The following is a 13,338-nucleotide window of genomic DNA, read 5'->3' as shown; positions in this document are numbered from 1 at the left end:
TTTTATTTGTTCTTTAAAGCATGCGGATAAGTAAAAGAACACCACATCTCTTTTTATGTCATCTAATATATAATCATTATAATGTTATCTTTTTCTGTAAAATAGCTGACCGATCATGATAAGACGATTAATAATATGCATCTTTATCACGTTGTTGATTGGTTGTTCTTATTCCCCTAAGCGAGAAGATAGAAATGGTTATATTGTTGACCATTCCTATCCTTATTCGACCAAGCAAGACATTGACTCAATTAGATTTCTTGTCCTTCACTATACTGCGTTAGATGATAAAAGATCTTTACGGGAATTAACGGGAGGCCGCGTTAGTATTCATTATCTTATTCCTTCGCAACCGAGGTATCAGGATAAAGAGCCGATTATTTTCCAATTGGTTTCAGAAAAGGAAAGGGCATGGCATGCAGGGAAGAGTGAGTGGAATGGATACCAAAGCTTAAATCGCTATTCTATTGGTATTGAAATTGTTAATTGCGGATTTAAACAAGAACTTATTAAAAAAGAATGGTGTTCATATCACCCATTACAAATTGAGGCAGTCGTCAGATTGGTAAAGGATATTATGCGCAGGTATAAGATCCAGGCTGTGAATATTGTAGGTCATAGCGATATCGCACCACTGAGAAAAGAAGATCCTGGACCTGTTTTTCCGTGGCGCGAACTTTATGAACAGGGGATTGGCGCTTGGCCCGATCATGCAACAGTGAATAAATATTTGGCGGGTAGGGCACCGGATATGCCGGCATCAGTAATATCCGTTCAGAAAGCACTGGCTCTTTATGGTTATAATATCCCCCAGACGGGAATTTTGGATAACGCCACTTATAAAACTATTCAAGCATTTCAGATGCATTTTCGCCCGTCAGACATTAGCGGCATTCCCGATGCAGAAACGGAAGCGATAGCTCTGGCATTGGTTGAAAAATATCAATAACGATTTATGTTTAATTAAGTTGGAGTATGGCGGCCATGAAGGATGGCCGCTAACGATACCAGATTTTATGATTCGCAGTTGTAAGTTGAATGTAGTGGAAGCTTAATTTCAAGTTCAATATCTGTACGTTGGCGAAAATCATAAGGTGTAATGCCGTACTCTTTACGGAACATATAGGTGAAATGGGATTGGGAGCCAAACCCGAAATCCAGGGCAATATCAAAAATAGGCAACGAACTATTTTTCAACAGATAAACAGCGCCAGCCAAGCGTCGTTGACGGATGTACTTCCCAAGAGATATGCCGGTAACTTCCTTGAATATTTTCTGCATGTGCCAAAGTGAATAGCCAGAATAAGCAGCAAGCTCTTCAAGATGAATGACACGGCCAAGATGGTTTTCTATCCATTTACTCAGTGCGCATACAAGTGCTAAGTGGTTATCTTGTGCCATTACTATTTTAAATTGGTTGAAGGTTGGGGAAGTATACACAACTTCTTTTCAAGATGACAAAACCCATCATTAATAGGGGGGACACAGTGAACAGTGATTAAAAACTTTAATACACTATTATCACTCTATCATATGGTAACTCACTATAATATTTTATTATGAAGTTAACTACAATGAAATAATCCTAAGGTGACCTCATTGAATACTAAAAAAACCCTTTTAGCTCTTTGCTTGATATTGATATGTTTGTTTTTGTATTTGTTAGCGTTGGATGTACATTGTGAGCAAGGTAATGATGTGTTCGAATTAGGTGTTTGTTCCATCACCCGATACTTACCTTTTTGATATGTAATCAACCATTATTCTGCCTGCATGTGTGTTAATATGCATCTTTAGTATTCATTCTTTGTAAATGGTGTTTTAATATCCACTTGATATGAAATAACAAAACTCAATACTGCGTTAAATTAGTACATAACTCAATCAAATATAATATGTTGAAGGAATTATGTTGAGAAAATTTGAACTCGGCAGATTTTGCGCAATTTGAGAAGAGCAGGAGAATTTCTGGTTCTATTTAGGTACAAAGATTCAAAACAACAAATAAAACAACTTCTAATGAGACGGGTTCTAAGCATCGTAAAAAGAGGATTAGATGGCAGAACAACAAGAACAACAATCTACGCTTAAGCGTGGTTTAAAGAACAGGCATATTCAGCTTATTGCTCTCGGCGGTGCAGTAGGAACGGGGTTATTTTTAGGTATTGCCCAAACCATTAAAATGGCAGGGCCTTCAGTGCTTCTTGGGTATGCGCTCGGCGGATTTATCGCATTTTTAATTATGCGCCAACTGGGCGAAATGGTTGTTGAAGAGCCAGTCGCAGGGTCATTTAGCCACTTTGCTTATAAATATTGGGGAAATTTTGCCGGTTTTCTGTCAGGCTGGAATTATTGGGCAATGTTTATTTTGGTTGGAATGGCAGAATTAACGGCTGTTGGTATGTATATCCAGTATTGGTGGCCGGAAGTTCCAACATGGGTTTCTGCCGCAATATTCTTTGTACTGATTAATCTCGTCAATCTAATTAATGTTCGGTTATATGGTGAAACCGAATTTTGGTTCTCTATCATTAAAGTCAGTGCTATCGTCGGGATGATTATCTTTGGGAGCTATTTGCTGATTAGCGGCAATGGTGGCCCACAGGCAAGTATTACCAACTTGTGGCAGCAAGGCGGCTTTATGCCAAATGGGCTTTCTGGCTTGATTATGGCGCTGGCTGTGATCATGTTTTCATTTGGTGGCCTGGAAATGGTAGGCATTACCGCAGCAGAAGCAGAAAATCCTGAGAAAAATATCCCCAAAGCTACTAACCAGGTTGTTTATCGCATCTTGCTGTTCTATATCGGTTCATTGGCTATTTTACTGTCGTTGTATCCGTGGGAAAAAGTGGTAGAAGGCGGCAGTCCGTTCGTTTTGATTTTCCATGATCTGGATAACTTCTGGGTAGCGAATGTGCTGAATGTGGTGGTACTAACGGCGGCGTTGTCTGTTTATAACAGTGGTGTATATTGTAATAGCCGGATGTTGTATGGTTTGGCTAAACAAGGTAATGCGCCTCATGCACTCACAAAAGTTAACAAACGCAATGTCCCTGTCTTGTCTATTGGTTTATCAGCGCTGGCAACATCAATTGGTGTATTAATTAACTATGTTATGCCCGGTAAGGCATTTGAGTTGCTAATGGCATTAGTGGTAACAACTCTGGTCATTAACTGGATTATGATTTGTTGCGCTCATTTGAAATTCCGTTCAGCTAAAGATAAAGAAGGTGTCAAGACGAAATTTCAGGCACTGTGGTATCCATTTGGAAACTATCTGTGTTTAGTCTTCTTGGCATTCATTCTCATCATTATTCTAATGATGCCACCAATTCGTATTTCAGTTATCTTGATGCCATTTTGGATTGGTGTCTTATGGATTGGTTATTCGATTGTTCGCTCAAAAAAACCAAGGGATAAGCAGATTAGTTGCTAATCCATGTCATGTGTTTTCAGTCGGGCATCTTATGCCCGGCTGATTGTTATTTTATGGCTTTAGCCAGTTTAAATCGCGTTAGCGTCTTAAACATAAAACCACCCGCTTTGCGGGTGGAGTTCAAAGGTTATACCAAGAAAAACACCTTTCCGTTACGATATAGATGTTCAAGCTAATATTCGTAACTCAAATAAGGAAAGGTGTTTATGGGCATTAAAGCACAAAGCTCAGCGCATACAAAGTGGCTGTGTAAATACCATATCGTCTTTTCGCCGAAATATAGACGGAAAGTGATTTTTAATAATATTCGTTCAAGTGTGGGAGAGATCCTCAGAGACCTTTGTAAGTATAAAGGTGTGGAAATAATCGAAGGTCATCTCATGCCAGATCATGTTCATATGTTGGTGAGTATTCCACCAAAGCTAAGCGTTTCAAGCTTTATGGGATATTTGAAGGGTAAAAGTTCGTTGATGATCTTTGATAGACACGCCAATTTAAAATATAAATTTGGCAACAGAAAGTTTTGGGCGGAAGGGTTCTATGTCAGTACGGTAGGGCTAAATGAAGCGACAATTCAAAAGTATATCAGAGAGCAAGAAAAGTCGGATTTAATCTCGGATAAATTGAGTAGTAAAGAGCATGTAGACCCCTTCAAGGGGTAGGCCAAAGCAGCAAAGACACTTAGCTTGAACGAAGAGAAAGCAGCGTCATTTAGGCGCAGTCGGTAACAAGCCCTTATAGGGCAAGAGCAAACCACCCGTTATACGGGTGGTTATGATTGTCAGTGCTAAATAATACATTACCGTTATTTTATGTAACTAAACGCCGTTATCTGGTGAATTCCATTTTTAATAAAATATTATTTCTGTATTTTCCCTCATAATCCAGAATAAGAGTGTTGGGGTAATGTGGTTTCATCTTAGACTCTGACAACTCCAACAGAATGTGCTTTATGAGTTCAATAAATCGTATGAGAAAGATCATATGGATGAATAGTAAAAAATCATCCTACAAATATTATAATTGAATATTATTTAATAAATGATATTCAAAAAGTAATTTGGTTACATGTAAAACGACTATATTATATGTTCAAAAATAATAAGTGAGATTGGCTATGATTTTTATAGTTATCTAAAATGAGGTTTGTATAATGATAACTCTCTGGTCTACACCATAATAGATATAGAAAACAGTATTATGTATTAGTCTTATTAAAGATATTTCTTGGGGTGAGTTTTTATTTTTATGTTAATTCATGAGGTTATGTGACTTAAAAATTATTGGGTAATTTCAAATAGGAATAGAGATTAAGAATTTTAAATATGTGCGTTGGCTCGAGCACCTGAAAAAAATGGCTTGCGATTATATAAAGAGTATGTGATAAAACATGTGGGTAAACGAAGTACTGTTCTGTTAATAAATAACAGCAACTAATACTGGTTTGTTTATTTTTATGCCGATTGGCTAATAAAGTGATTCAAAGGAAATTGTTGAAATGGCAAAAATCACTGGTACTGTAAAGTGGTTCAATGAGTCTAAAGGTTTTGGTTTTATTACTCCAGCTAATGGTAGCAAAGATGTATTTGTACATTTTTCTGCAATTATGAAAGATGGATTTAAAACATTATCTGAAGGCCAACAGGTTGAGTTTGAAATTCAGGATGGTCCTAAAGGCCCTGCTGCTGCAAACGTCACAACTTTATAGTAACAAATTTAATTTGGCGGGTGTCTAATTACTGGCTAAATCTATTTATCGTTAGTTTGGTTTTAATATCTGACGATAACTTATTGCAAATATCACTCTATTAGAGTACTAATAGGGTGATTTTTATTTTGACTCGGGGCGTTCTTTACTGAACTGAGAAGTACCCGTATTACCTGATCTGGATAATGCCAGCGTAGGGAAGTCATGGTATCTCTTATTCCGATACCACCTTTCTTTAGCTGGTGGTAGGAATTACCATAATGAGAATTAACTCACTGACTATCGCAGGAACCGATCCTAGCGGTGGTGCCGGCATTCAGGCCGATTTAAAAACCTTTTCCGCGCTTGGGGTTTACGGTACGACAGTTGTTACTGCGTTGGTTGCCCAAAATACACTGGGCGTACAATCCGTTTATGAGCTTGATCCCCTTTTTGTTGCTGCTCAGTTAGAATCAGTACTTTCAGATGTCAGGATAGACAGCGCTAAAATTGGTATGTTGTCGAATGCAGCCAATATCGCTGTAATAGCAGAGTCGTTGTATCGTTATCCTATTCCCTGCATTGTATTGGATACAGTCATGGTGGCGAAAAGCGGTGATCCCTTGTTATCACCGGAGGCCATTACCGCAATGGTAGAACAATTGCTGCCACTTGTTTCTCTGATCACCCCTAATTTGCCGGAAGCGGCAACCATATTGAACTGTGATCTTGCTGATACTGAAGATGAAATGTTACAGCAGGGCAGAGCATTACGTTCAATGGGATGTCAGGCGGTTTTATTGAAAGGCGGACATTTGCATAATGAGGAAAGCCCGGATTGGCTTTTTACCTCGGAAGGGGAGTGGCGTTTTACTGCACCCAGAATAAATACACGGCATACTCATGGAACTGGTTGTACTTTATCTGCGGCACTTGCTGCATTGCGTCCACTCTATTCTGATTGGCAAAGTACGTTGCCGGTTGCCAAAACATATTTACAAAATGCGCTGACACAGGCGGATAGTTTGCAAGTTGGCCATGGCATTGGACCAGTCCACCATTTTCATCAATGGTGGTGAATTTTTGAATAATGGGGATGCAGCGATCCCCATTTTGAACGTACTGAATCTAATTGATTAGGCGATGGTAATTTTCTTATCGAGATAAACATCCTGTACGGAGTGGATTAACTCAACGCCCTCTTTCATCGATTTCTTGAACGCCTTGCGGCCAAGGATCAATCCCATTCCTCCGGCACGTTTGTTGATAACGGCAGTGCGAACAGAATCACTTAAGTCATTGTTTCCAGAAGCACCACCTGAATTGATTAATCCAGCGCGTCCCATATAACAGTTAGCAATTTGATAACGAACGAGATCAATCGGATGTTCAGTGGTTAAATTGCTATAGACGCGTTTATCCGTATGCCCGAATCCAATAGCAGTATAACCACCATTAGTCTCAGCCATTTTTTGTTTAACGATATCGGCACCGATCGTTGCAGCCAGGTGATTCGCCTGGCCAGTTAAATCGGCGCTGGTGTGGTAATCAACTCCATCTTTCTTGAAAGCGGAATTACGCAGATAAGCCCATAACACAGTGACCATACCGAGTTCGTGAGCGCGTTCAAAGGCGGCTGAAATTTCTTCTATTTGGCGGCGTGATTCGGGAGATCCATAATAGATTGTTGCACCTACCGCAACGGCACCCATGTTAAATGCCTGTTCGACACTGGCATACAAAGTTTGATCATATTGGGCGGGATAGGTCAAAGTCTCATTGTGATTAAGCTTAACCAGAAACGGGATCTTATGAGCATAACGGCGAGAAACAGACGCCAGAACACCGTAAGTTGAAGCAACACAATTACAGCCTGCCTCAATCGCCAGTTCAACGATATTTTTGGGATCAAAATAGAGAGGATTGGTAGCGAAAGAAGCGCTGGCGGAATGTTCAACTCCCTGATCTACTGGCAAAATTGAGAGATAACCCGTACCTGCTAAACGTCCATGATTCAATAAAGTTTGCATGGAACGAAGAACAGTATTGGGGCGGTTATTTTCGAGCATAACTCTATCAACGAAATCTGTACCTGGAAGATAGAGATTTTCACGTGGAATGGTATTACATTGATGTTCCAATAAACTTTCTGCGTCTTTTCCTAACAACTTAACGATATCAGTCATGATTAACTCCAGTTTGCAAAAGGCGCTACTGATTGTTGTTTATATTTGAGCTGATCACAAGGAAAGTGGAGAGGGAAGCAGTAGTGGATCGCTTCAGTTAATACAAATGTTGCTAAAACTTAACCACTTTATATGACTATAAAGTGAAATTATTCAGAAATTGGATAATTTGGTTTATTTTTTCTCAAAATTTCCTTCATTAAACTGAATAAATCATAATGTTATTTATCAAGATATGGTTTTTTTGATTATTATCAATACGGTTACTAATAAAAAACAAATAGATATCCAGTCAGGATTTGGAAACATTAATTAATTTGATGATTTTTAAAGATGGATGTTTTTATTAACCATTTGAATTTACTGATTTTTTGTTTGTTCGTGTAAAAGAAAAGGCCAGCCCAAGGGAGATTGAGCTAGCCAAGGAGGTGGTTCCTAGTCTTATAGTAAAACTTTTTTAGTTCTTTATTTTTCAGAACTGATAATACGAGAAATAAATTAGCATTGATGTGATCTATTTCTAAAAAAATAGATCAATTTCTTTAAAATCCTATTTCGAATTATTTCACTTGTCATTCATATGGATGAGGTGTTCTGGTATTGCCACCTTTTAAGTTTCTTACAAGTAAAGCATAATCCAGCTTAATTTCTTCAGGAATCGGAAGATAAACGAGATGCCCATCACCCGGTGCAATTTCCACGGCCTGGCCTTTTTTATTTATCATGGACTCTAACGTGAAGTGAATATTGCCCGATGGAGTCATGAGTTCCAGATGATCCCCGACAAGAAACTTATTCTTCACGGCAACTTCTGCCAGTCCGTTGACTCGATTGCCAGTAAATTCACCAACGAATTGTTGAGTGTCTGATACGGAATAGCCGTATTCGTAAGTTTGGTAGGCATCATGAGTATGACGGCGCAGGAAACCTTCTGTATAGCCACGATGCGCCAAACCTTCTAATGTGGTCATCAATGTTGGATCGAAGGGTTTTCCAGCAGCAGCATCATCTATGGCACGGCGATAGACTTGGGCGGTGCGAGCACAATAATAAAAAGATTTGGTACGGCCTTCGATTTTCAGTGAGTGAACCCCCATCCTGGTTAATCTTTCCACATGCTCAAGAGCACGTAAATCTTTGGAATTCATGATATAAGTACCATGTTCATCTTCAAACGCTGACATATATTCGCCAGGACGCTTGGCTTCTTCTATCACGAAGACTTTATCCGTTGGTGCCCCTTGGCCCAGTGTTGGTTCAATGTTCTTAACAGGAATAGGGTCGTGCATATGGACAATATTGCCAACACTATCTTCTTTGCCTTCCTGCACATTGTACTCCCAGCGACAGGCATTGGTGCAAGTGCCCTGATTAGGATCGCGCTTGTTGATATAGCCCGATAACAGGCAACGGCCAGAATAAGCCATACAAAGTGCGCCATGCACAAAAACCTCAAGCTCCATATCAGGCACTTGCTGACGGATTTCAGCAATTTCTTCCAGCGAAAGTTCACGGGAAAGAATGACTCGCGTCAATCCCATCTGTTTCCAGAATTTGACCGTAGCCCAGTTAACAGCATTGGCTTGAACTGAAAGATGAATATCTATTTCAGGAAATGTTTCACGGACCATCATAATTAAGCCCGGATCAGACATAATCAAAGCATCAGGTCCCATTTCTACGACGGGTTTTAAGTCACGGATAAACGTTTTCAGCTTGGCGTTATGTGGTGCGATATTGACAACGACATAAAAACGCTTGCCTAATTCATGAGCCTCCTTAATGCCTTGTGCCAATGTTTCATGATTAAACTCATTATTACGGACGCGCAAGCTATAGCGAGGTTGTCCGGCATAAATGGCATCTGCGCCATAAGCGAATGCGTACCGCATGTTTTTCAACGAGCCGGCAGGAGAAAGTAATTCTGGAGTAAACATATTTTTTAACGTTCTCGGTCTGAGTTCAAGTCAGCCCTTACCCGGTTTTGATATCATTACTAAGGGTAAGGTTTAAGGGAGGGGATTTTAACGCCTGTTTTATCATTAGCACAAATATATTATGGAAAATAGAGCGCGCGCGCCGGGGATACGGCGCGAGTCATTAATTGTATCTGTTAATTTTGTTTGGTCAGGTCACGAATGCTTTCTGTTGGTCCGTTTTTCATAACAGACTGCATAGATTTCTTCATGCTTGCTTCATTGGTATGAGTTTCACTGATAGCAATAATTTGATGATTGCGGGCTTTCAGGACAAAATAAGGTTTACCCGATTTGTTTTTTTTCACTTCATGGCGAGTTTTATCGGGAGAATTAACTTGCACAGAGTGAATGCCTTTATTGGCCGCAGCCTTGGTGGTATACATTTCACTGCTCAGAATAATGTCACCGTTTGCCGCCACCAGATTGAAATAAAATTGCCCGTTCTTTGTTTTCTTAAGATCATAATGCCCAGTAGCCATAAGAAATTCTCCTGATTGGGTAATTATCAGCTTAAGTTTAGCTTGAATTTTGTACAGCCAAGGGATTTGATGAGAAAAAATTATCCCCTGTCCCGCTATTTTATAGAGCATGATGATTATTTTGTCTTGGTCGAACTGCTTCCAAATTGGCTGTTGCACGAATATATTACAGTCTCTTTCAGAGATAACGACACACCGTTGTAATATAACTCGATTAATACAGCCTATTATTAGGAGTTCTCCATGCCTGTAGCTATTTGGGCTCTAGCCATAGCGACATTTGGGATCGCTACAACCGAATTCATTGTCGCTGGTTTACTTCCTGAAATCGCAACCGAATTTAGTATTTCAATACCAACTGCGGGGTATATGGTAACCAGTTATGCGCTTGGTGTATTTGTTGGAGCGCCTGTTCTAATCATATTGGGAGGAGGAATAGAAAGGAAAAAGATGCTTTCCATGTTAATGATATTATTTATTATCGGAAATGCACTGACCACCGTTTCTCCAACATTTTATCTGGCAATTATTGGCCGGATCGTGGCTTCCTTAACCCACGGCGCTTTTATGGGAATTGGTGCGATTATTGCTGCTGAGTTAGTGTCAGAAAATAAAAGAACCACCGCTATCGCATTTATGTTTAGTGGAATGACATTGGCTAATTTAGTTGGTATACCGCTTGGAACATGGATAGGGAAAGCGATTTCCTGGCGCGTCACTTTTGCAATCATTACGGTTATTGGCATTATCGCCTTAGTTGGGATTTTAAAGTTATTACCTAAATTCGATCAAAAAGCGCCTGCCAGTATTAAAAAAGAATTGCAGGCGTTCACCAATATTCATGTTCTTTTGGCTATGGGGATCACAGTCTTAGGCCCCGCTGCATTTTTTACGACGATTACTTATATCGCGCCATTGATGATCAATATTGCAGGATTCTCTGAAAGCGCAATAACATGGATCCTGCTGGTGTTGGGGCTAGGGTTTTTCTTTGGCAATATTGTAGGCGGAAAACTTGCAGATAAGGCGATGATGCCATTGCTATATTGGACGTTAGGACTACAATCCTTAATTCTATTTATCTTCTGGCTTTATGGTGACAATCAGTTCATTGCTTGTTTGAGTATATTTTTAATGGCTGCATTGGGTTTTGCTACCGTATCGCCAATCCAGCGTCTGGTGATGGATAAAGCTCAGGAAGCTGGCGCGCCTAATCTTGTTTCCTCTGTCAATATTGGATTTTTCAATTTGGGTAATGCAGTTGGAGCATGGTTGGGTGGTATCATTATCGCATCTCATTATGGCTATACCTCCCTCAATCTGGCAGGGGGATTATTAGCTTCACTGGCATTGTTATTAGCTGTCATTTCAGGTTTGCTTGATGGTAAAAGAACTTTGAATGTTGAGAAAAGGCAATCATAAGCATGTGATGATAGTTGTAGCAGTAGCTGGCATGGTTAATGCCGGTTACTGTGTCACAACGCGACAGATTTCAGCTTCCCAACGATAACCCAATCCATAAATAGAACGGATAAAAGATTTATCTCCATCTAATAGCTCCAGTTTTCTGCGCAAGTTTTTAATGTGGCTATCAATAGTACGGTCATTCACAATGCGATGATCGTTATAAAGGTTATTCAATAGTTGATCACGGGAAAAAACACGCCCTGGTTGGCTGGATATAACTTTGAGCAGACGGAACTCAACAGGTGTTAATTCAAGCACTTGTTCAAAGTAACGCGCCTGAAAGTGGTTTTCATCAATGGTTAGTGCACCTTGCTCATTGATAATATCTTTCGGACGGTAGCAACGGCGCAAGATTGTCTTTACTCTGGCTACCATTTCTCGAGGGCTATAAGGCTTACAGATATAATCGTCCGCCCCAATTTCTAAGCCGAGTAGCCGATCAATCTCTTCCGTTTTTGCAGTCATCATGACAATCGGGATATCTGAAAATTTACGCAGTTCCCGACAGATCGATAATCCATCAAAACCGGGTAACATAAGATCAAGCAAGATAATATGAGGATGGTATTTTTGCACATGAGCGATGACTTCATCACCACGTTTGAGCCATTGGGTTTGATAATCTGCGGATTGTAGATAATCAACCAGCAGTTGCCCCAACTTTGGTTCATCTTCAACGATGAGAACAGTATATTGTGTAAGATGTATACTCATTATGTTTCAAGTTCAGACGATGTAATCAACGGTAATTCTACGTGAATTTTAATACCACCCAAAGGTGAGCTTTCTGCATGAATTATTCCATTATGAGCTTCAACAATATTATAGCAAATCGCTAGTCCAAGTCCTGAACCTCCGCTTGCGCGGCTACGGGAAGATTCACAACGATAAAAACGTTCAAAAACATGCTGGCATTGTTCAACAGTCAATCCGGGAGCACTGTCTTGTATATCTAATATCCATTTTTGCTGATCTGAATATCCGCAAATAATCACCTTTCCATGCTCATTGGTGTAACGCAGGCTATTTTCCAGCAAATTATGAAATAACTGTGTTAGCCGACTTGGATCGGCAAACAGTATTACGTTTTCTTTTAAATTCGATGATAACTTGATTTGTTTATCCGCAAAACGGATATGATAATTTGCCACGGAGATTTGTAGTAATTCACTGACATTAACGGGTTCTTTTCTATAGGCCAACGAACCACGATTAGAAAGAGATAATAAATGCAGATCATCCACCAGCTTTGTCAGAGTCGTTACTTCCGAAAGCAAAGAATGGATAGTTTCCTGGGTTGGTTTACGCACACCATCTTGTAAGGCTTCCAGTTCACCACGCAAAACAGAAAGTGGAGTACGCAGTTCATGGGAGATATCCGCCATATAATCACGGCGCATCTGTTCATTTTTTTCCAGCGTGCTGGCAAGTTGGTTAAAATCCGTTGCCAATTTACCGATTTCATCTTTACTGGTTGGAACGACACGAATGCTGAAATCACCGGCCGCGAGTTTATGTGTGCCTTCTACTAGCCGCTTAGCCGGCCTTAAAAGACCACGAGAAAGAAGAAAGGTGGTGATCAGTGCTAATAAAGTGGAAAAACCGACAATAGCCCAACTGGTGAATTGCTGCTGGTGGGCAAAACTAAGATCAGCCTGACGGGTAATTTTGTCTGACGCGCTGACAATTACCCAACCGACAATATTATTTTTATAGATAACGGGATTACGATAACTTTCTGCCGGAATATCACTAGAATGCCCGACCAAACGATGCATGTGAGTGTCCACAACCCAAAATTGGGGACGCCAACCATGAGGTTTGGTTTTCTGATGAGAAATGTCACTCTGTTCAATCGTACGGATAATTTGAAATATCGCGCGATCATTCTGGGTCAGAAAATGCCAATTGCCATATTGCTGGTATTGTTCTGTCAATGCTTGTGCCAGCATATTTGCCCGATTTTGGCTATTTTGTTTGATGTAGCCCATAAAACCGTGCTGAAAACTGAGATAAATGCCCCAGTGCATTGTGACCAATACCAGCATACAAGTGGCAAAAATTGCCAGAAAGAGTTTACTGTTGATACCCATTTTTATCCTGA

Annotated in this window: 14 protein-coding genes and 1 riboswitch; of the genes, 8 read left to right on the top strand and 6 right to left on the bottom strand. The window is 40.0% G+C overall.

What is annotated here, in order from left to right:
* Positions 1-118 precede the first annotated feature (118 nt).
* Positions 119-949, top strand: coding sequence for an N-acetylmuramoyl-L-alanine amidase (locus tag ACE1SE_RS11045; RefSeq protein WP_374053653.1), 831 nt, complete (start codon positions 119-121; stop codon positions 947-949).
* A 65-nt stretch (positions 950-1,014) separates the two neighbouring features.
* Here ACE1SE_RS11045 and ACE1SE_RS11040 read toward each other — a convergent pair whose 3' ends face one another.
* Positions 1,015-1,401 carry a helix-turn-helix domain-containing protein gene (locus tag ACE1SE_RS11040; RefSeq protein ID WP_374050938.1) on the bottom strand — a complete coding sequence of 129 codons (387 nt, stop codon included), beginning with the start codon at positions 1,399-1,401 and terminating at the stop codon, positions 1,015-1,017.
* A gap of 189 nt (positions 1,402-1,590) precedes the next feature.
* Between ACE1SE_RS11040 and mgrB the strand changes: the two genes are divergently transcribed.
* The 5 genes from mgrB to thiD all read left to right on the top strand — a co-directional run bounded on the left by mgrB (position 1,591) and on the right by thiD (position 6,202).
* Positions 1,591-1,746 (top strand): PhoP/PhoQ regulatory lipoprotein MgrB, encoded by a 156-nt coding sequence (gene mgrB / locus ACE1SE_RS11035; protein WP_374050937.1) that lies wholly within the window; start codon positions 1,591-1,593, stop codon positions 1,744-1,746.
* A gap of 310 nt (positions 1,747-2,056) precedes the next feature.
* Positions 2,057-3,436, top strand: a complete 1,380-nt coding sequence (locus ACE1SE_RS11030) for an amino acid permease (RefSeq protein WP_374050936.1) — start codon at positions 2,057-2,059, stop codon at positions 3,434-3,436.
* Between the two features lie 206 nt (positions 3,437-3,642).
* Positions 3,643-4,098 (top strand): IS200/IS605 family transposase, encoded by a 456-nt coding sequence (gene tnpA, locus ACE1SE_RS11025; protein WP_099118097.1) that lies wholly within the window; start codon positions 3,643-3,645, stop codon positions 4,096-4,098.
* 836 nt (positions 4,099-4,934) lie between these two features.
* Positions 4,935-5,144 (top strand): transcription antiterminator/RNA stability regulator CspE, encoded by a 210-nt coding sequence (gene cspE / locus ACE1SE_RS11020; protein ID WP_374050935.1) that lies wholly within the window; start codon positions 4,935-4,937, stop codon positions 5,142-5,144.
* A 124-nt stretch (positions 5,145-5,268) separates the two neighbouring features.
* Positions 5,269-5,361: riboswitch (TPP riboswitch) on the top strand.
* Positions 5,362-5,401: 40 nt separating this feature from the next.
* On the top strand, positions 5,402-6,202 hold the full coding sequence (gene thiD, locus ACE1SE_RS11015; RefSeq protein WP_374053652.1) for a bifunctional hydroxymethylpyrimidine kinase/phosphomethylpyrimidine kinase: 801 nt from the start codon (positions 5,402-5,404) through the stop codon (positions 6,200-6,202).
* Between the two features lie 57 nt (positions 6,203-6,259).
* Here thiD and fbaB read toward each other — a convergent pair whose 3' ends face one another.
* The 3 genes from fbaB to ACE1SE_RS11000 form a co-directional block, all read right to left on the bottom strand.
* Positions 6,260-7,309: a class I fructose-bisphosphate aldolase gene (gene fbaB, locus ACE1SE_RS11010; protein ID WP_099131375.1), complete on the bottom strand. Its 1,050-nt coding sequence runs from the start codon at positions 7,307-7,309 to the stop codon at positions 6,260-6,262.
* A gap of 572 nt (positions 7,310-7,881) precedes the next feature.
* A complete protein-coding gene (trhP, locus tag ACE1SE_RS11005; protein WP_374050934.1) occupies positions 7,882-9,246 on the bottom strand; it encodes a prephenate-dependent tRNA uridine(34) hydroxylase TrhP in 1,365 nt (454 codons plus the stop codon).
* Positions 9,247-9,422: 176 nt separating this feature from the next.
* Complete coding sequence (locus tag ACE1SE_RS11000; protein WP_374050933.1) at positions 9,423-9,767, bottom strand: YegP family protein; 345 nt, start codon at positions 9,765-9,767, stop codon at positions 9,423-9,425.
* Between the two features lie 69 nt (positions 9,768-9,836).
* On the opposite strand from ACE1SE_RS11000, the gene ACE1SE_RS10995 reads away from it, so the two are divergent.
* Together ACE1SE_RS10995 and ACE1SE_RS10990 are read left to right on the top strand one after the other, a co-directional pair.
* On the top strand, positions 9,837-9,971 hold the full coding sequence (locus ACE1SE_RS10995; protein WP_374050932.1) for a hypothetical protein: 135 nt from the start codon (positions 9,837-9,839) through the stop codon (positions 9,969-9,971).
* A 39-nt stretch (positions 9,972-10,010) separates the two neighbouring features.
* Positions 10,011-11,189: an MFS transporter gene (locus ACE1SE_RS10990; RefSeq protein WP_374050931.1), complete on the top strand. Its 1,179-nt coding sequence runs from the start codon at positions 10,011-10,013 to the stop codon at positions 11,187-11,189.
* Positions 11,190-11,234: 45 nt separating this feature from the next.
* Here ACE1SE_RS10990 and baeR read toward each other — a convergent pair whose 3' ends face one another.
* Entirely contained in the window at positions 11,235-11,948 is a 714-nt protein-coding gene (gene baeR, locus ACE1SE_RS10985; RefSeq protein WP_374050930.1) for an envelope stress response regulator BaeR, read from the bottom strand.
* The gene (baeS, locus tag ACE1SE_RS10980) at positions 11,948-13,333 is read right to left on the bottom strand and encodes an envelope stress sensor histidine kinase BaeS (protein ID WP_374053651.1); all 1,386 of its coding nucleotides are present in this window, start codon (positions 13,331-13,333) and stop codon (positions 11,948-11,950) included. The genes baeR and baeS overlap by 1 nt, the downstream gene beginning before the upstream one ends.
* Positions 13,334-13,338: the final 5 nt, after the last annotated feature.

It is taken from the genome of Xenorhabdus taiwanensis (assembly GCF_036512875.1).
GTDB classification, from domain to species: Bacteria; Pseudomonadota; Gammaproteobacteria; order Enterobacterales; family Enterobacteriaceae; genus Xenorhabdus; species Xenorhabdus taiwanensis.
Note: the sequence above shows the minus strand (reverse complement) of the source record. Positions and strands in the feature narration are given on the sequence as shown.